The organism is Streptomyces aurantiogriseus, assembly GCF_014649375.1.
Lineage (GTDB): Bacteria > Actinomycetota > Actinomycetes > Streptomycetales > Streptomycetaceae > Streptomyces > Streptomyces aurantiogriseus.
Genome location: NZ_BMSX01000032.1, coordinates 67,839 through 89,000, shown reverse-complemented (window position 1 = coordinate 89,000; position 21,162 = coordinate 67,839). Strand labels below are relative to the sequence as shown.

Sequence of the window (21,162 nt, the reverse complement as noted above, 5' to 3'; positions counted from 1 at the left end):
ATGCGCTCGTCGCAGCCGTCTGCGGCTGCTTGGGTGTGACTAGTAAACTCGGCCTCCCGCGTCGAGCAGCGGCGCGATCTTCTCGGCGTACTCCCGGACCGCCTCACGCGCCAGGTGCGGCGGCGGGTTGAGCGTGACGTTCCGAAGTCCTGCCGCCTGGAGCCCTCGCAGGATGTCGGCAATCTCGCGCGCCGTGCCCGTCAGGGTCGTCATGCGGATGATCTCCTCGGTCAGCACGTCCTCCTCGCCGGGGAGCAGATGCGAAAGGTGACCCCGGTGCGTCTCCTGGTACAGCCGGTCACGGGGGACGTCGAGGCGGGACAGCACCCTGCGCTCATAGATGTCCAGGCGGTCGCGTATCGGGGAAGGAAGGTGTGCACCTATAGCCGGGTTGTCGGCATACGCATGGAACGGCAGCATCGCGACTGGGCCGACCCGTTCGAGTGCGCGCGGCGACATCGGGGATTCCCCCTCCTCAAGGACGCACAGCCCCAGCGAACACATGGTGTAGAAGTCATCGGGACCCTTGCCGGCCGCAGCCGCCGCTGCTCTAGCCGCCGCCAGAGACGCTCCGAGCACCTCCGGCGCGTTCACCATCGCGTTGCAGCCCTGAAGGCCCATGATCCATCCGTTGCCGAGCTCGTATGCCACACCGCGCGCCCGTGGGCCGTCGGCTGCGACATAGATCGGGACACCGCGGTGGACGTAGCGATCCTCGGGGGCATGCGCCATCCGCACCCACTGCGAGGTGTCGCCCGCCCGGTGGGTGGCCTCCTCGCCGTCGAGCAAAGCACGGCACGAGGCGATGTACTCCGCGAGACGACTGACGGGCAGCGACTTCAGCCCCAGGATCGCGCGGCCCGTGTTGCCGGTGCCGAGGCCGAGGAAGGCCCGGCCGGGGGCCAGACGATTGACGGTCGCGATGGCGGTGGCACAGACGGGGGCGATGCGATTGCTGGGAATGGCGAGCATCGTCCCGATCCGAAGGGTCGATGTGCGCTCGGCGGTCAGTGCCATGGCCACGAACGGGTCACCGGCGATGAGGGGTGAGTCGACGAAACCCACACACGCAAAGCCGTGCTTCTCGGCATAGGCAGCGTCATCCCATGAACCGTGATAGCTCATAAGTACAAGACCGGCATCCACTACATCTCCTTTGTGTAACTTGGTGAAGGGATGTCCCGACCATGTAAGCGCCGGATATTTTGCTCGGCGACAACGGATACGACCGCAGCCCCAATCGGCGCGAACTACGCAGGCGCGGTCTCAAGGCGCCCGCCGAAGAAGCCGATCAGGTGAGCTTCTCTGGCTGTGGCTACCTATCGTGGTCGCGGACGTTCCGGTGGGCGTGCATGATCCATGCCGAGTCTCCGCTCGACCCGCCATCGACTAGGCAGGGACTGCGAATCGGCTTCCTCGGGGGAAGTCTGAACCCCAGGAGTTGGTGAAATCTCCATTCAAACCGGGCGGCTCCCATGCTCCCGAGCGCCCTTCATGCCTGCGACAGCATGGTCCGCTTATGGCCGCCCACAGCCAGGCAGGCGCCTCGCACCCTGTCGATCAGGCCGTCCGGATTGGCCGGGCTCTCGTCACTCCGCTACGCCACCATCCCGTCGGGCCGGACCAGAACGAAGGCCCGAGCGTAGAGGGCCGCCACCGCGGGATCATCAATCTCCACGATCCTCAAGGGGACCTGTCGCGCACGCGCCGCGACGACGAGACCGTGGGCGTCGGACGCCCGGCGGCCGAAACAGAGAAGGACCATTTCCTCGCCGAAAAGGTCGAGGGTGGACGCTCCGTCGGGCACCGCTCCGCCAGCACGGCGCCTGCAGCCATCACCTGCACCGCGGGACCAATCACCCGCCGTCGGAGAACCTCGTCTTCGCCACTGTCCCAACGACTGGAGCGCTATGCGTACTTGATGGCACGGGCCTGTGATGAGGGCCGTAATGCCGATATTCCCGTCCCGTGTGGAACTCATGTCGGGCCATGCATCACGCACCGGTTGGCCGCGGCTCGATGACCGTTCGCCCGCTGGCCCGCGCCCTCAGTCCGCTCCCCGAGGAATCACTGCCCGGCCTGCTCCTGCGGCTGGCATACCGCATGGAGCGCTCACCCGCCAGGGCTGCACGCTTGTGCGGACTGATGCCCCGTCAAAATCGGCTCCCGGGTAAGTACCTGATCTCCCTGCCCGCCGACCGGATCGGGTCATTCGCCGCAGCCACCCGCTTGAACGTGGAGGAGGCCAACGCACTGACGATGTCGTCCCTTGCTGCCGTCTACCCGCCCCTGGCATCCATTCGGATCGACGGCAGCCGCAACACCACGGCCGCGCGGAAGTCGTGGGCTGCCAGCATTTCCAGTCAATACTGTGCCGCCTGTCTTTCCGGGGACGGAAGTCCCGTCCAGACTCTCTATGGCGGTCCCTGGAAACTGCGCTGGCATCTTCCCGTCTCGTATGCCTGTGTCAGGCACCGCACCTTCCTCTCCCACACGTGCCCGAGTTGTGGGGGTACGCCAAATCGGCCGACGAATACAGAGCGTCAAGGGTTGATCACACACCGCACCACTAGCGGGTTGCACCCGGCTCAATGCAGGCGACTTGTGCCTGATGTGCACGGTGCTCCGGCTTCCTGCGCTGCCCGCCTGGACCACGACCGCCAGGGCGCGCGTGTGCCCGAAGCCGACCTGTCCATTCTTCTTGCCCTGCAGCACCGCATCGATCAGCGTCTGGTGTGTGGGCCATCCACCATCAGTGCAGGCCAGTCGGGCTCGAATCGCTACTTTTTTCCCGATCTGATCGTCGCTGCACATCTGATCCGGATCAGCTGGCCAGACGGTGCGCGATACGCTTCCTCGACGTCGCTGGCTGATCTGATCGACCGCCACGTTTCCTCCGCTGCCGCTCGCCGCTCCACCCCTGGGCCCGACGGACGCATAGCCATCGCCTGGGATGCCCCCGAGGACCCAGCGGAGTGCGCGGCGGTGCTCGTTGCCGCCGACAACCTCCTCAGTCACGAGGAACGCGATAACGCCGGGATGACCGATCACGTCCGGCCGCTCGCTGCGTCCGCCTTCAGCCGTAGTCCGGCCAACATCGGCGCCTCTTTGCGACGCGTGGACGTCTCCCCTGCGATGGCACGTGCCCTGCTATGCCATACGCAGGGTTTCTACCGTGCCGGTGGCCACCGGCACGCGCGGCAGCGCCTTCCCTCACGCCAGAGCCGCTTCCGAATCGAGCATGTGCCTGCTCTTCTGCCGCAGGAGTGGCTCTCCGCCCACTTCGACGACCTGTTGTCCCACTGGGCGCACCACACCGACTGGAAGGTGCGGCACCTGCGGCGCGTTTCAGCGCTCAAGCTCGCGGAGATGAGTGGCGGTGGCACCTGGCCCGATTGCGCGAAGACTCTCCGCATCCCGTGGAACACCGCGCAGCAGTCCCTCAAAGTCATCCGGCAGGAGTTGAATTCACGGCATCTGTGGTCGGACTTTGAGCGGTCCGTCGAAGGTGTGGCCAGCCAATTGGACTGGGGCACGGGTCGTGTTCACTACGGGCGACGCCGGGAGCTTCTTTCGTCCTGGCAGGTTCCGGCTGGTGACTGGGCCGAACTGTGCCGCGATCTCGTGCAGTTCGGCCAGGGGGCTACCTCCCCCACCTGTGACACCGCGACCGTGCTGATCTGGACTCATGTCACTCAGGGCGATCACCTTCACAGCCCCGTGCTCAGCGCCCTGAGGGAATCGGGCTGCAGCACCCAGCGCCTGGTCGCGTCGATCAACCAGCTCCGCACCCCAGCAGAGCGAGGCCCGCCTGGCATACGTCGCCGTGATGCCGGCGCTCCGCCGGCATCACCGTCGATGAAGTCCCGCCGTACCTTCCTCTCGACTGGTTCTCGGACCACTTCACCGACCTCAGAACTCAACTCCCCGACGCCACGTACCGCGACGACCGCCTTATCCGCCGCGGAGCGTCGCTCCGCCTCGCCGAACTGGTCACAGGGCTCACGTGGCCGGAGTGTGCGGAAGTGTTGGACGTCGGCAACGGCGTGGGGAGATACACGCGCAACGCGCTGGGCCGCCGACTTACCGAGAACCGACTGGGGCCGGCCTTCACCCGAGCTGTCGATCAAGTCGCCGAGCGACTCGTCGCCTCGGCCCACCGGACCAACTATGCCAACCGACGCCGCAGAATGGCACGTTGGAGTATGGGCGCCACCCACTGGTCCCGCCTCTTCGAAGAGTTGCCTGGACTCACGCACATGCGTACCACGGCAAATCCCCGCATCGCCTCGATCATCGTCTGGAGCGATGTCACACGGGCCGAAGCCCCGCACTGCCCCATCGTCAAGAAGGAGCGCGGCAGAGGAGACGCCCGACTGCTCACCTCCCGCACCAGCGCACTCCACGAAGCCGACATCGGCCGCGGCGAACGATTCCGCCTGCGCCAACGCCTCAGCCTCTATGCGACGCAACTCGCGGCAGCCTGCGACCAGAATCGGCCCCTGTGTGTCTCCGTGCGCGCGATCGTCGAGGAAGAGACCCGTACTCGCCGCACGGCCCAGTTGCGCTGACCCTGACCAATAAGCAGGTCAGCGGGGCTAGGACACTAACAAGCCAAGCCCATCGTGCGTCAGGCCAAGCGCTCCGCTCAGTGCCAACTATCCCGCTTTTGTGCCTACTAAAGAGCCTCGTCACAGTCACACTAGCGCCGCACCCGCGGCATCCCCAGCCCGATCCACGAGATGATCTCCCGCTGGATCTCGTTGTTGCCGCCGCCGAAGGTGAAGATCACGGCGGAGCGGTAGCCGCGTTCGAGTTCGCCGTGCAGGACGGCGCCCGCCGAGCCCTCCTGGAGTGCGCCCGGCGCCGCCACGACCTCCAGCAGCCAGGCGTAGGCGTCCCGGCGGGCCTCGGAGCCGTAGACCTTCACGGCCGAGGCGTCCTGCGGGGTGAGGGTGCCGTTCTGGAGGGCGCCCACCATCTGCCAGTTGAGGAGTTTGAGCGCGTCGAGCTTCACATGGGTCTGCGCGAGCCGGCGGCGCACCCACGGCAGGTCGACCACCCTGCGGCCGTCGGCGAGCTTGGTCTCCATCGCCCAGCACTGGACGTCGTGCAGGGCGCGGATGGCCATGGTGCCGTGGGCAGCGAGGGTCACGCGCTCGTGGTTGAGCTGGTTCGTGATCAGCCGCCAGCCCTGGTTCTCGGCGCCGACTCGGTGGGAGACGGGGACGCGGACGTTCTCGTAGTAGCTGGCGGTGGTGTCGTGGGAGGCGAGGGTGCGGATGACGGTGCAGGAGTAGCCGGGGTCGGTGGTCGGCACGAGCAGCATGGTGATGCCCTTGTGCGGTGGGGCCTCGGGGTCGGTGCGGACCGCGAGCCAGACCCAGTCGGCGGTGTCGCCGTTGGTGGTCCAGATCTTCTGGCCGTTGACGACGTACTCCTCGCCGTCGCGCACCGCGCGCGTCTTCAGCGCGGCCAGGTCGGTGCCCGCGTCGGGTTCGCTGTAGCCGATGGCGAAGTCGATCTCGCCGGAGAGGATCCTCGGCAGGAAGTACGCCTTCTGCTCGTCCGTGCCGTAGCGCATGATCGTCGGGCCGACGGTGTTGAGCGCCATCAGTGGCAGCGGGACGCCGGCCTGGGCGGCCTCGTCGAAGAAGACGAACTGCTCGGTCGGGGTCAGACCGCGGCCGCCGTACTCCTGGGGCCAGCCGACGCCGAGCCAGCCGTCGGCGCCGAGGCGGCGGATGGTCCGGCGGTAGAAGCGTTTCGCGCCGACGGGGTCGGCGTGCCGGGCGTAGGCGTTGTCCGGCACCAACTCGGCGAAGTAGGCGCGTAGTTCGGTGCGCAGTCGCAGCTGCTCGGGTGTGTGGTCGAGGTGCACGGCGCCTCCTGGCTTCCCAAGGCCGGTGTCCTGACGGCGCACACCGTAGAACGTGTTGCAGAAATTGGGAATGGCGGGGAGGGAAGAGGCCGGGGAAGGGCGGACCCGGGTGGGGCAGGATGACCTCCCGTGACGGGAGAAGAGCTCAAGGAGCTGCTGCGGCGGGCCGGTCTGGAGCCCGCGGAGCACTGGCGGACCGAGGAGGTGCTCCCGGCCCGGGCGGCCTGGCGCCGGATCACCTCCGGGGAGGCCGCGCCCCTGGTGACCGTACGGGGGGACCGGGCCGACGAGGTCAACGCGCAGTGGCACCGGCTCGCGGCCGAGAACGGTCTGTTCGGCGAGGACGGGACGTTCCTCATCGACGTGGAGGGCGACAGGCCGAGCTGCCGGCCGAGGAGCTGGACGCGGGTGCGGCTGACCGCCGGCTGGGACCTCGCCGGTGTGCTGGGTGAACGACCCGGTCCGCAGCCGGAGTTCGTCGCGATGCCGGTCGGCGAGGACACCGTACTCGGCGTGACCGCCGACCAGGACGGCGTCGTCCGGATCACCGTGGTCGACCGGATCACGGAGCGCATCGAGGCGGAGGCCGCGGCGGCGGCCGAGGAGACCCCGCGGGAGCGGGCGGCAGCATGGCGGTCGCTGTTCGAGGGACCGGAGACGCCGGAGAGGCTGCGCGCGCTGTGGGCGAACGGTCTCGGCGGCAACCCGGCCGCCCCGGACGACATACGCATCGGCCTGCTGGGCCTGTCGGGCCCCCTGCTGTACCGCCCCCAGCCGACGGCGGTCGTGGAGGCGGCCCTCGTCCACCCGGACTGGAACGTGCGGGGGAGGCTGGCCGAGCACCAGCCGAACGTCACACCGGAGCAGTGGGTGCGGCTGATTCTGGCCGAGGAAGACTCCCGGCGCCGGATGTCCCTCGTCTGGGCGGCCTGGTACCGGCGGACCGAACTCCCCGTCTCCGCCTGTGAGCGGCTCGCGGCCGACCCCTCCGCCCTGGTCCGGGAGGAGATCGCCCGGTTCCCGGGCGTGCCCGCGGCCCTTCTGGTGGCCCTGGCCGGCGACTCCCAGGCCTCCGTGCGGGCCGCGGCCTGCGGGGCGGCCTGGCCGCATCTGGACCAGCGGGCACGCGAGGAGCTGCTCGCCGACCCGGACGGCACGGTCCGTAGGGCCGCGCTGCTCCGGCACCATGAGGAGCGTCCGATGCCGCTGTCCGTGTTCGAGGCCGAGGGCTTGCCGGTCCGCGCGGTGGAGGGCTGCCGGCTGCGGCGCGACCTCGCCGAGCGGCTGGTCCGTGAGCAGGACCCGGAGGGACGGCGTTCCGTCGTGCGCAATCCGCACCTGGACACGGACCTGGTCCTGCGCCTCGCCGAGGACCCCGACGAGAGGGTTCGTTTCCAGGCGTCGGTGCACCCGGCTCTCACCGAGGAGGAACGCGCCCGCGTCGACTTCCCGCGCGACGACGCGCACATGCGGCACGACCTCGACTGGGTCACGGCCCTCCACGGCGACCCGGACGCCATGCGCCGCCTGGCCGTCTCCGCCCACCCCGCCGTCCGCCGGAGCGTCGCCCGTGCCCGGCGGCTGCCGGCGGACGTGGTCGAGCGGCTGGCCCGGGACGAGGACCGGGTCGTGCACCTCTTCCTGGCCGAGTCGTGCGAGGACGCGCCCCCCGAGCTGCTCCTGTCGGTGTGGCGGTGGTGGACCGGCAGCTTCAGCCATCCCGACCGGCCGCACGGCCACCCCAGCTTCCCCCGCCGCGATCTGCTCCGGTACGCCGACGACCCCAGCCCCCGGATGCGCCGGCTGGCCCTGGACGACCCGGACTCGACGGCCGAGCTCGTGGAGCGGTTCGGCCGGGACCCGAGCGAGGAGGTCAGAGAGCGGGCCGCGAGCGACCCCCGGCTGTCGGCCGCCTCGGCGGTACGGCTGCTCAGCGACCCGCACAGCCGGGTCCGGTACGCAGCCGCCCGGCACTCGAAGTTGCCCGCGCGGGTCCTGGTGGCCCTGCTGCGGGACATCGAGACGGCGGAGGACGCGGCCCGGCATCCGGCGCTGCCCGTCGCGGTCATGCGCCGGATCCTGGACGAGGCGAGCACCCGGGGGGTCGGCTGAGGCGCCCAGCGCCTGTCCGGCGGATCACGCCGGACAGGCCCTAGCCGAGCGTCGCCATGAAGTCGGAGCAGGCCTGGGCGCACGCTCGGCACGCGGCCGCGCTCTCCTCGGCGCCCGGGTACTTGTCGAAGACGTGCGCGCACTCCAGGCAGACGGTCCGGCACCACTCGAGCTGGACGCGGATGCCGGTCTCGTCCATCCGGTTGTTCTCGGACAGCACACGGCAGGTCGCGTCGCACACCTCCGCGCACATGATGCCCTTGCGTCGGACGAGTTCCTGCAGTTCCGTCCCGTCCGGATCCACGAGGCTCGCGCGCGTCGCACAGGCACGCGCACACTCGGTGCACGCCTGGGCACAGGCGAAGCGGTCCTCCAGGAACCGGAAGAGTTCCTGTTGGGATGTCGTCGAAGTCACACAGCGCGGGTAGCCCGGGCCCGGCCGCGTCAAACCAGGTCCTGCGCTCCGCTTCGGCCGCCGCCCGCGACGCCGTGCGCACGCAGAGCGACCGGCGCCACCGGGCGGTTCATGACCGGTTGCAGGGGTATTCGCCTGTTATGACTACCGCAAGCATGCAGCTGGCCGCGTCGAGCGGCCTGCTCAGCCTGGGCATGTTCGTGGTCGGCATCGCCGTCGTGGCCCTGTTGGCCGGCAGCTTCTGGCTGGGCGCGCGTATCAAACTGCGCGAGCCGCCCCGGCCGCGCCCCGACGAGCAGCCGCACCTGCCCCCGGACGGACCGGTGCACGAGGTCCGGGAGAACCGGGAGCCCGACGAGGTACCCGTCATGCCGAAGGACGGCCGCGCTCTCACCCCGTACGAACTGACCAACATGCAGACCCGGACGAGCGCGTCCAAGACGCGGCCGCGCTGGAGCCGGGGCAGCAGCGGCTCGTTCGGCGGGGGAGGTCTGGGCGCCCACTGAGCGGGCCGCCGCGCCCCGCGCGCGGATACCGCTCGAGGCCACCTGCGAACGGAAGTGAGACCCCATGGCCGACAACGGCCGCAGCACCCTGCCCCTGCCCGACTACGACCACCTGCCCATCGGCGGCCTGGAGAGCCGTGTACGGTCGCTCACGGCCGGGGAGGTGGAGGAGCTGCTCGCCTACGAGCGGACGCATGCCGACCGGCTTCCGGTCACCGAGCTGCTGACGTCCCGGCTGGAGCAGTTGGAGGCGGGCGCCGAACCGACCTCGGGCGATCCGGGAGCCCTGCGTCCGGAGCAGTCCCAGCGGCACACGGGCTCCCCGGTGTCGCCGGCGACCTCACCGCAGCCCCACAGTCCGCCGCCGCACGGCACCCCGGACCAGCGGGGCAAGCCGAAGGGGGACCGGATGTAGCGGTTCCCCGGCCGGGCGCGCGTCCCTCGCGCGCCTCGATCGGCGAAGGACACAGAGGGCCCGGGCCACCCGCCCGGGCCCTCTTCAGCAGTTCCGCAGGGCTCGCGCGGCCACCGACAGCGCCTGCTCGGCGTAGGTCCGGCCGAACAGGACCGCGTGGACGAGGAGCGGGAAGAGCTGGTGCAGTCCGACGCGGTCGGGCCGGCCGTCGGCGAGCGGTGCCGCCTCCTGGTAGCCGTCCAGCACCTCCTCCAGGTGGGGGCAGCCGAAGAGCTCCAGCATCGCGAGGTCGGTCTCGCGGTGTCCGCCGTGCGCGGCCGGGTCGATGATCCAGGCGTGCCCGTCCTCGCCCCACAGGACGTTGCCGGTCCAGAGGTCGCCGTGGAGTCGCGCGGGTGGCTCGGCGGGACCGGCGAGGTCGGGCAGGCGTTCGCAGACCTGCTCGACGACGGCTGTCTCGGCGGGGCGTATCGCGCCGTCGTCGACCGCCGTCCGCAGGTACGGCAGCACCCGGTGTTCGGCGTACCAGCCGGGCCAGTCGTCGCCGTCGGCGTTGCGCATGGGGGCGAGCCCGATGAAGGCGTCCCGGGGGCCGCCCGGCGGTGGAGCGCCGAAGGCGGGCGCCCCGGCGCAGTGCAGGGCGGCCAGGTCGCGGCCGAACCGGCGGGCGGTTTCCGGGCTCGGCCGGCCCGTCGGCACCCGGTCGGTCACCAGCCAGCGTTCGTCGTGCCCGTGCACGGACGGGATGTGGACCGCGCCGGCCTCGGCCAGCCAGCGCAGCCCGGCCGCCTCGGCGCGCACCGCGCCCGTGCCGTCACCGCGTTTGACCATCACCGTGCGCCCGTCGTCGAGAGCGACCTCGGCCAGGCTTGCGGACAGCGGGCGCTCGCGGACCGCGGCCGTTCCGGTGAGGCGGGCCGCGACCGCGCCGGGTGCGTCAGGCATGTACACGGCGCCCAGGGTACGGCGACGCAGTCGATGCGAGGCGCTGCCGGCGTCAGACTGCTGCTGCTCGGCGTGGGCCGCATGGTGGCGATGCGGCGGCGCGGCCCGGCATTCTTCCGCGGCGAGGTCCTGACGGCGCGGACACCGGCGCTGGTGGTGAACGACTGGGTTCGCCTGCCGGATGGCCAGGTTCGGGCGTGAACGGTCAGTAAGCGACATCACGGAGCGGAGACGGTGTGAAGGCGCTGTGATGGCCTGAATCGTCGCGCAAAGTGAGGTGGAACATGGCCGACTTGGTGCAGGCGGAACCGGCGGCACGACAACGGTGCGGCTGCCGCGCCCCCGCGCGGGAGGGCGGCGCCGAGGAGCGGTTCCGTGGGCTGCTGGAGGCGGCGCCGGACGCGATGGTCATCGTCGACGACACCGGCGTGATCAGGCTCGTCAACGCCCAGACGGAGGCCCTGTTCGGCTACGACCGCGAGGAACTGCTCGGCCACCCGGTCGAGTTGCTGATCCCGCACCGCTTCCGTGGCCAGCACACCGCGCACCGCGGCGGTTACGCGGCCAACCGGCAGGTCCGGCCCATGGGTGCCGGGCTCGAACTGCACGGGCTGCGCAAGGACGGCACGGAGTTCCCCGTCGAGATCAGTCTGAGCCCGCTGGAGACGGCGGAGGGCCTGCTGGTGTCGGCGGCCGTCCGGGACGTCAGCGACCGGAAGGCGGCCGAGGCCCGGATCAACGAGCTGGCCGCGCTGGTGGAGTCCTCGCAGGACGCGATCCTCGCCCACACCCTCGACGGCTGCATCACCTACTGGAACGCGGCCGCGCAGCGCCTGTACGGCTACACCGCCGAGGAGGCCATCGGCCGGCACGTCTCCCTGCTGGCCCCGCCGGAGCTGCGCGGCGACGTGCGGGCACTGCTCAAGCGGCTGCGGCGCGGCCGTAAGGTCGAGCACTTCGAGACGTTGCGGGTCACCAGGACCGGGGCCCTGCTGGACGTGGACGTCACGCTGTGGCCGACCCGGGACACGCACGGCACGGTGGTCGGGGCGTGCGCGATCGTGCGGGACATCAGCGACCGCAAGCGCGCGGAGGCCGAGCTCACCGCCCTGTACGAGCAGCAGCGGCACATCGCGCTCACCCTGCAGCGCAGCCTGATGGGCACCCCGCCCGCGCTGCCCGGCCTGGCCACCGCCAGCCGCTACCGGCCCGCCACCCAGGGCGCCGGTGTGGGCGGCGACTGGTTCGACCTGATCCCGCTGGGCGCCGACCGGGTGGGCGTGCTGATCGGTGACGTGATGGGCCGCGGCCTCGAGGCCGCCGCCGTGATGGGCCAGTTGCGCTCGGCCGCGCACGCCCTGGCGAAGACCGGCATGCAGCCGCGGCAGCTGATGCGGGCGCTCGACACCTGCGTCGCCGACCTCGACGTACCGGACCAGCTCGTCACCTGCTGCTACCTGGTGATCGCCCCCGACGCGGGCACGGTGACCGTCTGCTCGGCCGGCCATCTGCCGGTCCTGGTGGCCGGTGCCGGCGACGGCGTCCGCGCCCTCGCCAGCCCGGTCAACGCGCCCCTCGGCGTGGGGGACATCCTGTACGAGCAGTCCAGTTCGGAGATACCGCCGGGGTCCACCCTGGTGCTCTACACGGACGGTCTCATCGAGACGCCGGACGCCGACATCGAGATGCGCATCGATGAACTCACCGGCCTCCTGGACGGCCTCTTCACCGGCACGCCGTCTCTGGAGACCGCGGCGGACCAGGTGCTGGCGGGCCTGCTGCCGGACCCCGAGAGCCACAACGACGACGTGACCCTGCTGCTGGCCCAGCTGCCCGCCGCGCCGCTCGCGGCCGTCACCACCGACCTCCCGGCCGTCCCCTCCTCCGTCCCGGAGGGCCGCGCCTTCCTGCACAAGGCGCTCACCTCATGGCACTGCGCGGACCGCGCCGACGACGCCCTCCTGCTGCTGTCGGAGACGCTGACCAACGCCGTCCAGCACGGCGAGGGCCCGATCGCGCTGCATCTGCACCGCACGGCCACCGACCTCACGGTCGAGGTCGGCGACCGCAGCCCTCAGCTGCCGCAGCCGCGCCGGGCGGAGGAGGAAGAGGAGTCCGGGCGCGGTCTGCTCCTGGTCCGTGCCCTCGCCGACAGCTGGGGCGTGCGGCCGACGGACGAGGGCAAGACGACGTGGTTCACGCTGAGGTTGTGAAACCCTCGCGGCCCGTACCGATCGACTCGGACACGTGCGGCGGCCGGGCCGTGCCGCGGGCGCCCCGCGCCAGGGCGTGGGCGTCCAGATGTGCCTGGATGTACGGCACGGCCACCGCGTCGACCTCGACTTCGCCGTCGACGAAGGCGGGCTGGACGTTGACCTCGAAGACGACCCCGCCGTTCTCCACGGCCAGGTCGACCCCGGCGAAGGGCAGCCCCACCGACGCGGTGGCGGCGACCGCCAGTTCGGCGAGACGGGGCGGCAGGTCCGGCGGGGCGATGTGGACGGCGGTGGCGCCCTGGCAGGTGTTGCAGGGGGCGTCGGGCTCGGGCTGGAGGTGCTCGCGGGCGTGCACGACGCGGCCGCCGAGGACGAAGACGCGGAACTGGTGGCGTAGTCCGTCGGCGGTGACGTTGCCCGCGTCGCGGGAGAGCATCCAGTCGGTGCCGTGCTTGGCGTAGTAGGCGGTGGCGTCCTCCAGTTGGGCCGGGGTGGTGACGTGGAAGGTGTCGTTGCCGCCGGTGCCGACGACCGGGCGGGCCCAGGTGTCGTGGCCGAGCCGCTCGAAGGCGTCGGCAGCCTCGCGCGCGGAGGGCCGGGACAGCACGACGGTCTCCATCTGGGCGATGCCGTCCCGGCGGAAGCGTTCGACGGTCAGGTTCTTCTCCGTCGCCGTGCGCCAGGCCTCCGTGCCGGTGCCGAGGGTGACCACGTCATGGCGTTCCAGGACGTCCTGGAAGGCGGCGAGGGAGCGACGGCGGTGCGGCGGGATCTCGTAGAGGACGACGATGTCGGGCACCAAGTCCAGTTCTTCTTGCGGAACTTGGAGCCGTAAGCGGCCTCCGTCGCGGACGCCGCGGCCGGTGCCGCCGGTCGCGAAGTGCCGGGAGTCGATGCGGACGGGCGGTGTGCCGGTGAGCAGTTCCACCGCCTCGGCGAGGTACTCCCGGCAGCCTTCGGGCGACGTGGGGTCGGCGATCAGGGCGATGCACGGTCGGGACACAGCGGCCTCCAGTGGCTCTCGACGCGCGCCCGGACCGGGCACCCGGCTGCGCGGCCCGAACGGCGTCACGGGGTGGTGCCTGTCGCGCGGGTGGTCGTCGCAGCCGTCGCCCTGGAAGCCGCGCCGGTGTGCGGGCCGGGCCGGGTCCGGGCGAGGGCCGGGCCGGGACGGCCGGTGACCACGTCAGTGGTGGGACTCGCCCCGCCGGATCCGCGCCGCAGGGCTGGGCGGAACACTGTAGGCGTCGGGCGGGCGGCCGTACCAGGGCGCACGCCCAACGGCCCCCTGCCCCTTCCCCTGCGCCGTCCGCCCCCGTCCGTGCGCCCTGCCCGAGGCCCTGCGGTCGGCCGGCCCGGTGCGCGGTGCCGCCGAGCGAGACCGTCACCGTGTTCTGGAAGCACAAGAAGCCGGCGGGCCGGCCAACTGCTGTGCCTGTGCACGCACGTTGGCCGGCCCGCCGGATCAGGAGTACTCCCCGAGTTCCTGTTCAGTCACGCTTCTTGGTGTACACCACGACCACGTGGAAGCTGCGGTCTGCCAGCACCCCTGTCGAGTCGAACGTCTGAATGTACAGACAGTTGTCGGTGCCGGCCCGGCCCACGACGGTGATCTCACCGGGTGCCGACACCCCGCTGTTGCCGGGAATTCCGATGCTTGCGACGTAGGTACCGTTGGTGACCGGTACGTCGAAGCAGACCTGATAGGTGCCGACGGGGTTCTCGACCCTGGTCGCCGACGAGGCGCCGAAGCTCTGTCCGGCGACGAGAGTACCGTCGTCTCTCACGACGGCCCGCACGATCTTCTGATCCTTCCTCAGATCGAGGGCGCTGAGCCCCTTGGCGCCTGTTGCCGCGGTCGCCGAGTTCGTCGTGTTCGGCGGGACCGGTGTGCCTGCGGCGGCCGCGGGTGAGGCCATGAGAACCCCGGCGATCACGGATCCGGCCGCTGCCCACAGACCTCTCGCGGGCCAAGTGAAGCTCTTGGACGGGCCGTCGAGACGCCATGGGGCCCTGAGTCCGAATGTCACGCTTGCTTCCCTTTCTGTGAGTACGAGAAATCCGCAGACGCCTGGGGAAGCTTTCTGCCGGCATGCCGTCATCGCGAACCTGCGCCTGGGCGGTGCCCGGTGAACAGCCCGCGGGAGTCATGCAGGACCAGATGGAAGCCTTCCGCTCTCGACAGGCGCAACGGTCTCTCTCGGAAGCAGCAATTCCGCAGGTACCGCACCGTTTTCGCGATCGATCCGAGTTATCACCCGTGCGGGCCATCGAAATGCGCCGAACGGGACGGAGGAACTGGCGGCTCCTTCAGCCGTCCCAGGTCCAGTCGGCGACCTCGGGAAGGTCGGTGCCGTGGACGCGGATCCAGTCGTGGTGGCGCAGTCGCGCGTCCTCCATCCGCTGGCGCACGGAAGCGGCGCGCACCGCGAGGCCGGGGACGCGGTCGATGACGTCCATGACGAGGCGGTAGCGGTCGAGGTCGTTGCGGACGACCATGTCGAAGGGCGTGGTGGTGGTGCCGATCTCCTTGTAGCCGCGTACGTGCAGATGGGCGTGGCCGGTGCGGCGGTAGGCGAGGCGGTGGATCAGCCACGGGTAGCCGTGGTAGGCGAAGACGACCGGCTTGTCGGCGGTGAACAGGCCGTCGTACTCGAAGTCGCTCATCCCGTGCGGGTGTTCCCCGCTCGGCATCAGGCGGGCGATGTCGACGACGTTGACGACGCGGACGCTGACCTCCGGGAGGTGGGTGCGGAGCAGCTGGGCGGCCGCGAGCACCTCCTGGGTGGGGACGTCGCCCGCGCAGGCGAGGACGACGTCGGGTTCCCGGGTGCCGTCCTCGGTGCCGGCCCACTCCCACACGCCGGCGCCGCGTGCGCAGTGGACGCGGGCCTGGTCCAGGGTCAGCCAGTCGAAGCAGGGCTGCTTGCCGGCCACGATCACGTTGACGTAGTCGCGGCTGCGCAGGGCGTGGTCGGCCACCGACAGCAGGGTGTTGGCGTCCGGCGGCAGATAGACCCGTACCGCCTCCGGGCTCTTGTTGAGGATGTGGTCGACGAAGCCGGGGTCCTGGTGGGAGAAGCCGTTGTGGTCCTGGCGCCAGACGTGGGACGTCAGCAGGTAGTTGAGGGAGGCGATGGGGGCGCGCCAGGGCAGTCGGCGGGTGACGCGTAGCCACTTGATGTGCTGGTTGACCATCGAGTCGACGATGTGCACGAACGCCTCGTAGCAGGAGAACAATCCGTGCCGGCCGGTCAGCAGATAGCCCTCCAGCCAGCCCTGGCAGGTGTGTTCGGAGAGGATCTCCATCACCCGGCCGTGCCGGTCCAGGTGTTCGTCGACCTGGAGGGTCTGCGCCTGCCAGGCCTTGCCACTGGCGCCGTAGACGGCCTGGAGGCGGTTGGAGGCGGTCTCGTCGGGGCCGACGAGCCGGAAGTCGCGCCGCTCGGCGGTGGACCGCATGACGTCCTCCAGCAACTGGCCCAGGACGCCGGTGGGTTCGTGCAGGGTGGCGCCGGGCTTGTCGACTTCGACGGCGTACGTCTCCAGGGCGGGCAGGGGGAGTTCGCGCAGCAGGAGTCCGCCGTTGGCGTGCGGGGTGGCGCCGAGGCGGCGGGTGCCGTCGGGGATCCAGGCCAGGACATCGAGGCGCGGGCTGCCGTGCTCGTCGAAGAGTTCCTCGGGCCGGTAGGAACGCAGCCACGCCTCCAGCCGGCGCAGGTGCTCGGGGTTGTCCCGGACGGCGGCCAGCGGCACCTGGTGGGAACGCCAGGTGCCCTCCACGGGCAGGCCGTCCACCTGGGCCGGGCCGGTCCAGCCCTTCGGGGTACGCAGGACGATCACCGGCCAGCGGGGGCGTTCGCCGGCGCCGTCCTCGCGGGCGGCGCGCTGGAGGTCGGCGATGCGGTCCAGGGCGGTGTCCAGCGCCTCGGCCATCGCGCGGTGGACGGCGGCCGGGTCGTCGCCGGTGACGTGGATGGGGTCGTGGCCGTAGCCGCGCAGCAGTTCGTCCAGTTCGGGCTCGGGGATCCGGGCGAGGACCGTCGGGTTGGCGATCTTGTAGCCGTTGAGGTGGAGGATCGGCAGGACGGCGCCGTCGTGGACGGGGTCGAGGAACTTGTTGGAGTGCCAGGACGCGGCCAGCGGCCCGGTCTCGGCCTCGCCGTCCCCGATCACGCAGGCGACCAGCAGGTCGGGGTTGTCGTAGGCGGCGCCGTAGGCGTGGGAGAGGGAATAGCCGAGTTCGCCGCCCTCGTGGATCGAGCCGGGTGTCTCGGGGGCGACGTGGCTGGGGACTCCGCCGGGGAAGGAGAACTGTTTGAACAGGCGGGCCATACCGGCCGCGTCCCGGGTGACGTCCGGGTAGGTCTCGGTGTACGAGCCCTCCAGCCAGGAGTTGGCGACCACGGCGGGGCCGCCGTGGCCGGGGCCCCAGACGCACAGGGCGTTCAGATCGCGGGTCCGGATGACACGGTTGAGGTGCGTGTACACGAGGTTGAGCCCGGGCGAGGTGCCCCAGTGACCGAGCAGCCGCGGTTTGACGTGCTCCGGGCGCAGCGGCTCGGTGAGCAGGGGGTTGGCCATGAGGTAGATCTGGCCTACGGACAGGTAGTTCGCGGCGCGCCAGTGGGCGTCCAGTGTCCTCAGCTCGTCGTCGTTGAGCCGGGCGGACGTCTGCCGGGTGTCGACGGACATCTCGGGTTCCCTTCCGGTTCGGCTTCGGCGGGAGGTGCATGCCGTCCGTACCTCCCCACCCTCTCCCGGCCGCCGGGTACCCGCCAGGGCCGATCGGCCCATCCGGCGGAGGGGAAACGGCCCTGCGGCTCCCTGGGCCCCGGTCGGAACCTCTCGGGAATCCGTCGGGAAGCCGTCAGGAACCCGTCCGGCCCTGGTCGAGCCGGTCGATGTGGCGTACGTTCTGCCGGTCCTCGGCGTCCTCACTGACCTCGCCTCCGAACCAGGCGTCGAGGATCTCCCTGAGCAGCGGCTCGGAGGTCAGGCGCAGGCTGAGCGCGAGGACGTTGGCGTCGTTCCAGCGGCGGGCGCCGTCGGCCGTGTAGGCGTCGGTGCACAGGGCCGCGCGGACACCGGGCACCTTGTTCGCGGCGATCGACGCGCCCGTGCCGGTCCAGCAGCACACCACCGCCTGCTCCGCGGTCCCCTCGGCCACGTCCCGGGCCGCCGCCTCCGAGCACACCGCCCACTGCGGGTCGGCACCGGGGTGCAGCGCGCCGTGCGTCACGACGTCGTGGCCGCGATCGCGCAGCTCCGCGACGAGGGCACGGGCCACGGGTTCGTCCATGTCGGAGGAGACGGAGATCCGCATACCTCGGAGCCTACTGCTTCTGGACGCCACGCCCGCAGCCGCCTTAAGGTGCCCGAGAAAGCGCTTTCTAACATGCCCATGCCATGTTCTTCCCCGGGGAAAGGGGCGCTACTCATGCCGCACACCGCACCGCAGGACCCGTCGCAGGGGTGGACCCGCAAGGCGTTCCTCAGGGGGATGACGGCCGTCGGGCTGACCCCGCTCCTCCCCGGCGTACTGTCCTCGGAGGCCCGAGCCGCGTCGGCGGACCGTGCCGGCGACTTCGCGCTGGTGCGCGACGGCGTCGCGGTCGACGTGTTCGTGGACGCTGCGGACGACGCCGCCGTGGTCCGCGCGGCCGGCGATCTCCAGGCGGACGTCGAACGCGTCGGCGGGGTCCGGCCGGCCCTGCGGCACACGCTGCCGGAGCGGGCCGCCGGACTGGTCGTGGTGGGCACGATCGGCGCGAGCGATGTCGTCGACCGGCTCGTCGCGCAGGGCCGCCTGGACGTCTCACGGGTGAAAGGCCGCTGGGAGGCGTCGGTGACCCAGGTCGTGGACCGTCCGCTGCCCGGCGTGGACCGCGCCCTGGTGATCGCGGGCAGCGACCGGCGCGGCACGGTCTACGGCGTCTACGACACCTCCGAGCGCATCGGGGTCTCCCCCTGGTACTGGTGGGCCGACGTCCCGGTCGAGCACCGCGACACCGTGACGGTGCCGGCCGGCCCCCTCAAGCGGTACGAACCCTCCGTCCGTTACCGCGGCGTGTTCGTCAACGACGAGCAGAACCTGACCACTTGGTCCCACCGCACCCAGGAACCGGACAAGAACATCGGCCCGAGGACGTACGAGCGGATCTTCGAGCTGCTGCTCCGGCTGAAGGCCAACTACCTCTGGCCGGCCATGCATCCGTACTCCGACTTCTTCAACAAGCACCGCGAGAACCCCGAACTCGCCGAGCGCTACGGCATCGTCGTCGGCTCCAGCCACCCCGAGGCCCTGCTGCGCAACGGCGTCCACGAGTGGGCGCCCTGGGCGGAGGAGCACCGCGGCGCGGACGGAAGTGTGCCGGTGTACGACTACACGGTGAACCCCGGTGTCATCTCCGACTACTGGAGAGCCAGGGCCCGGCAGAACGCCGCGTACGAGAGCAGCTGGACCCTCGGTATGCGCGGGCTGCACGACAGCGCGCTGGAGACCAAGTACGCCACCACGATCCCGGAGAAGGTCGCGGTGATGAACGACATCATCGCCGACCAGCGCCGGATCCTGGCCGAGGAGGTGGGTGCCGCCGCCGAGCCGCAGATCTTCATCCCGTACAAGGAGGTCCTGGAGCTGTACAACGCGGGCGTCCGGGTGCCCGAGGACGTGACGCTGATCTGGCCCGACGACAACCACGGCAACATGCGCCAGCTGCCCGACGCGGCGGAGCGCGCCCGGGCGGGCGGCAACGGTATCTACTACCACCTCTCCTACTGGGGCCGGCCCCGTAGCTACCTGTGGCTGGACACCACCCAGCTGGCGAAGGTCTGGCAGGAGTTGCGGCGGGTGTACGAGCACGGCGCCGACCGTATGTGGATCTTCAACGTGGGGGACGTCAAGTCGATCGAGACCGGGCTGTCCTTCTGCATGGACATGGCCTGGGACGTGGACCGTTGGCACGCCGACGACGTCGAGGACTTCCTGGCCGAGTGGGCCGGGCGGCAGTTCGGGCGCCGCCACGCCCGGGAGATCGCCGAGATCCGCACCAAGTACTACCGCCTGGCAGCCGAAAGACGCCCGGAGTTCATCGACCGCGGGATCTTCTCCGTCGTCCACCACGGCGACGAGGCGGGGCGACGGCTGGCCGCGTACGACCGGCTGCTGGAGCGGGCACGGGCCGTGGGGGCCAAGGTGCCGGAGGCGTATCGGGACGCCTTCTTCGAACTGGTCGAATACCCGGTGCACGGCGCCTACTTGATGAACCTGAAGTACTACTGGGCGGACCGCAACGCGCTCGCCGTGCGTCAGGGACGCGGCGCGGGCACGAACCGTTTCGCGGACCTGGCCCACGCCGCGCACGCCGAGGAACTGGCGATCACCCAGCGGTACAACACCCAGGTGGCGGGCGGGAAATGGGACGGGATCGTCAACCCGTACCCCTCGCAGATCCCGAAGGCGCCGGGCCGCCCGACCGTCACGCGGCTTCCCCGGCAGGAGACGTCCGGGCTGGGAGTGGCGGCCGAGGGCAACGAGACCGGTACGGCACGGCCGCTGTCGTTCTCCTCCTACTCCCGCGACCGCCGCTTCGTGGACGTCTTCAACACCGGCTTCCTGGCGGTGGACTGGGCTGCGGAGGCCAGCCATCCCTGGGTCGTGCTGAGCGCGGCCGGCGGCTCCCTGACCGAGCAGACACGGCTGTGGGTGGGGATCGACTGGGCGCGCGTGCCCGAGGGGGCGTGGGATGCGACGGTCACCGTCAGCGGTGCCGGGCAGCGGATCGAGGTGCCGCTGCGGGTGCGCAACGACGGGGAGCGGGCGCGCCGGCGGGCGCGCGGGTTCGTCGAGGCGCACGGGTACGTGTCGATCGACGCCGTGCACGCCGACCGCCGGGTGGCGCGTGGCGGGGCCCGCTGGCGGACCGTGCGCGGGCTGGGCCGTCGTACGGCCGCCGTGGAGGCGGTGCCCTCGACGGCGGCTGCGGTGACCGGCGACTTCGCCACGCGGGCACCGGAGTTGAGGTACCGGGTGCGCTTCACCGGCACCGGGACCTTCCCCGTCACCGTCTTCCGGCTGCCGTCCCTGGACGAACGCGGTCACCGCCGCCTGGCACTCGCGCTCGACGACCAGCCGGTCACCGTCCTGTCCGGACAGGCCGTCGCCACCGGCAACCGGGGTGACGCCTGGGCCCGCAACGTGGAGGAGGGCGTCGAGAAACTGACCGCGACGGTGACCGTCACCGAACCGGGCGAGCACGTCCTGCGGCTGTTCATGGCCGACCCCGCGATCGCCGTCGACCAGATCGTCATCGACACGGGCGGACTGCCCACGGCGTATCTGGCGCCGCCGGAGAGCTACCACTCGGTGTTCCGTCCCGAGCCTGCTGCCGTGGAGGGTGTGGACACACCGGACGTTTGAAGTGCTCTCCCGGCTGAAGCCGGGAGATTCCCTCCTACCTCACGGCGGCGGGCTTGACGCCTCGTTGGGCGTCTCCGCCCGGCTGCTGCGCGAGGAGTACCAGGCGCCCGCCGCCGGCTCGCGGCGATCCACGCGGCCGTGCCCGTGCCGCTGGTGCCGCATGTGCCGCGCGGTGCGAGCGGTCTCCGCGGCGAGAAGCTGCGTGGGCGTCCTCGCCCGCGGCGTCGCCGAGGGTGACGTCAACGCGGAG

Annotated in this window: 15 protein-coding genes and 1 pseudogene; 8 read left to right on the top strand and 8 right to left on the bottom strand. The window is 71.0% G+C overall.

What is annotated here, in order from left to right; translation table 11 throughout:
• Positions 1 to 39: 39 nt before the first annotated feature.
• A complete protein-coding gene (locus IE263_RS42650; RefSeq protein ID WP_189943507.1) occupies positions 40 to 1,146 on the bottom strand; it encodes an LLM class flavin-dependent oxidoreductase in 1,107 nt (368 codons plus the stop codon).
• A gap of 843 nt (positions 1,147 to 1,989) precedes the next feature.
• On the opposite strand from IE263_RS42650, the pseudogene IE263_RS50220 reads away from it, so the two are divergent.
• Together IE263_RS50220 and IE263_RS49175 are read left to right on the top strand one after the other, a co-directional pair.
• Positions 1,990 to 2,475 (top strand): annotated as a pseudogene (locus IE263_RS50220) (TniQ family protein); the annotation flags it as partial.
• A gap of 1,784 nt (positions 2,476 to 4,259) precedes the next feature.
• Positions 4,260 to 4,571, top strand: a complete 312-nt coding sequence (locus IE263_RS49175; RefSeq protein WP_229911472.1) for a hypothetical protein — start codon at positions 4,260 to 4,262, stop codon at positions 4,569 to 4,571.
• A gap of 131 nt (positions 4,572 to 4,702) precedes the next feature.
• Here IE263_RS49175 and IE263_RS42640 read toward each other — a convergent pair whose 3' ends face one another.
• Entirely contained in the window at positions 4,703 to 5,881 is a 1,179-nt protein-coding gene (locus IE263_RS42640) for an acyl-CoA dehydrogenase family protein (RefSeq protein ID WP_189943505.1), read from the bottom strand.
• A 129-nt stretch (positions 5,882 to 6,010) separates the two neighbouring features.
• On the opposite strand from IE263_RS42640, the gene IE263_RS42635 reads away from it, so the two are divergent.
• Positions 6,011 to 7,993: a PE-PGRS family protein gene (locus IE263_RS42635; protein ID WP_189943504.1), complete on the top strand. Its 1,983-nt coding sequence runs from the start codon at positions 6,011 to 6,013 to the stop codon at positions 7,991 to 7,993.
• A 40-nt stretch (positions 7,994 to 8,033) separates the two neighbouring features.
• Here the strand turns inward: IE263_RS42635 and IE263_RS42630 are convergent, their stop codons facing one another.
• Positions 8,034 to 8,408, bottom strand: coding sequence for a four-helix bundle copper-binding protein (locus tag IE263_RS42630; protein ID WP_189943503.1), 375 nt, complete (start codon positions 8,406 to 8,408; stop codon positions 8,034 to 8,036).
• A 140-nt stretch (positions 8,409 to 8,548) separates the two neighbouring features.
• Here IE263_RS42630 and IE263_RS42625 point away from each other — a divergent pair, with 140 nt between their 5' ends.
• The gene (locus IE263_RS42625; protein WP_189943502.1) at positions 8,549 to 8,914 is read left to right on the top strand and encodes a DUF6479 family protein; all 366 of its coding nucleotides are present in this window, start codon (positions 8,549 to 8,551) and stop codon (positions 8,912 to 8,914) included.
• 64 nt (positions 8,915 to 8,978) lie between these two features.
• A complete protein-coding gene (locus IE263_RS42620) occupies positions 8,979 to 9,329 on the top strand; it encodes a DUF8129 domain-containing protein (RefSeq protein WP_189943501.1) in 351 nt (116 codons plus the stop codon).
• Positions 9,330 to 9,413: 84 nt separating this feature from the next.
• On the opposite strand, the gene IE263_RS42615 is transcribed toward IE263_RS42620, so the two are convergent.
• Positions 9,414 to 10,274, bottom strand: a complete 861-nt coding sequence (locus tag IE263_RS42615) for a fructosamine kinase family protein (RefSeq protein ID WP_189943520.1) — start codon at positions 10,272 to 10,274, stop codon at positions 9,414 to 9,416.
• Between the two features lie 33 nt (positions 10,275 to 10,307).
• Here IE263_RS42615 and IE263_RS42610 point away from each other — a divergent pair, with 33 nt between their 5' ends.
• Positions 10,308 to 10,475, top strand: a complete 168-nt coding sequence (locus tag IE263_RS42610) for a hypothetical protein (RefSeq protein WP_189943522.1) — start codon at positions 10,308 to 10,310, stop codon at positions 10,473 to 10,475.
• Between the two features lie 83 nt (positions 10,476 to 10,558).
• On the top strand, positions 10,559 to 12,487 hold the full coding sequence (locus IE263_RS42605) for a PAS domain S-box protein (protein WP_189943500.1): 1,929 nt from the start codon (positions 10,559 to 10,561) through the stop codon (positions 12,485 to 12,487).
• Here the strand turns inward: IE263_RS42605 and IE263_RS42600 are convergent.
• The 4 genes from IE263_RS42600 to IE263_RS42585 form a co-directional block, all read right to left on the bottom strand.
• Positions 12,471 to 13,493 (bottom strand): ATP-grasp domain-containing protein, encoded by a 1,023-nt coding sequence (locus IE263_RS42600; RefSeq protein WP_189943499.1) that lies wholly within the window; start codon positions 13,491 to 13,493, stop codon positions 12,471 to 12,473. The genes IE263_RS42605 and IE263_RS42600 overlap by 17 nt on opposite strands.
• A gap of 487 nt (positions 13,494 to 13,980) precedes the next feature.
• Entirely contained in the window at positions 13,981 to 14,409 is a 429-nt protein-coding gene (locus IE263_RS42595; protein WP_189943498.1) for a hypothetical protein, read from the bottom strand.
• 391 nt (positions 14,410 to 14,800) lie between these two features.
• Positions 14,801 to 17,185 (bottom strand): phosphoketolase family protein, encoded by a 2,385-nt coding sequence (locus IE263_RS42590; RefSeq protein ID WP_189943497.1) that lies wholly within the window; start codon positions 17,183 to 17,185, stop codon positions 14,801 to 14,803.
• A 175-nt stretch (positions 17,186 to 17,360) separates the two neighbouring features.
• A complete protein-coding gene (locus tag IE263_RS42585; RefSeq protein ID WP_189943496.1) occupies positions 17,361 to 17,816 on the bottom strand; it encodes an RpiB/LacA/LacB family sugar-phosphate isomerase in 456 nt (151 codons plus the stop codon).
• A 177-nt stretch (positions 17,817 to 17,993) separates the two neighbouring features.
• On the opposite strand from IE263_RS42585, the gene IE263_RS42580 reads away from it, so the two are divergent.
• The gene (locus tag IE263_RS42580) at positions 17,994 to 20,912 is read left to right on the top strand and encodes a glycosyl hydrolase 115 family protein (RefSeq protein WP_373312271.1); all 2,919 of its coding nucleotides are present in this window, start codon (positions 17,994 to 17,996) and stop codon (positions 20,910 to 20,912) included.
• The last annotated feature ends 250 nt before the right edge of the window (positions 20,913 to 21,162 follow it).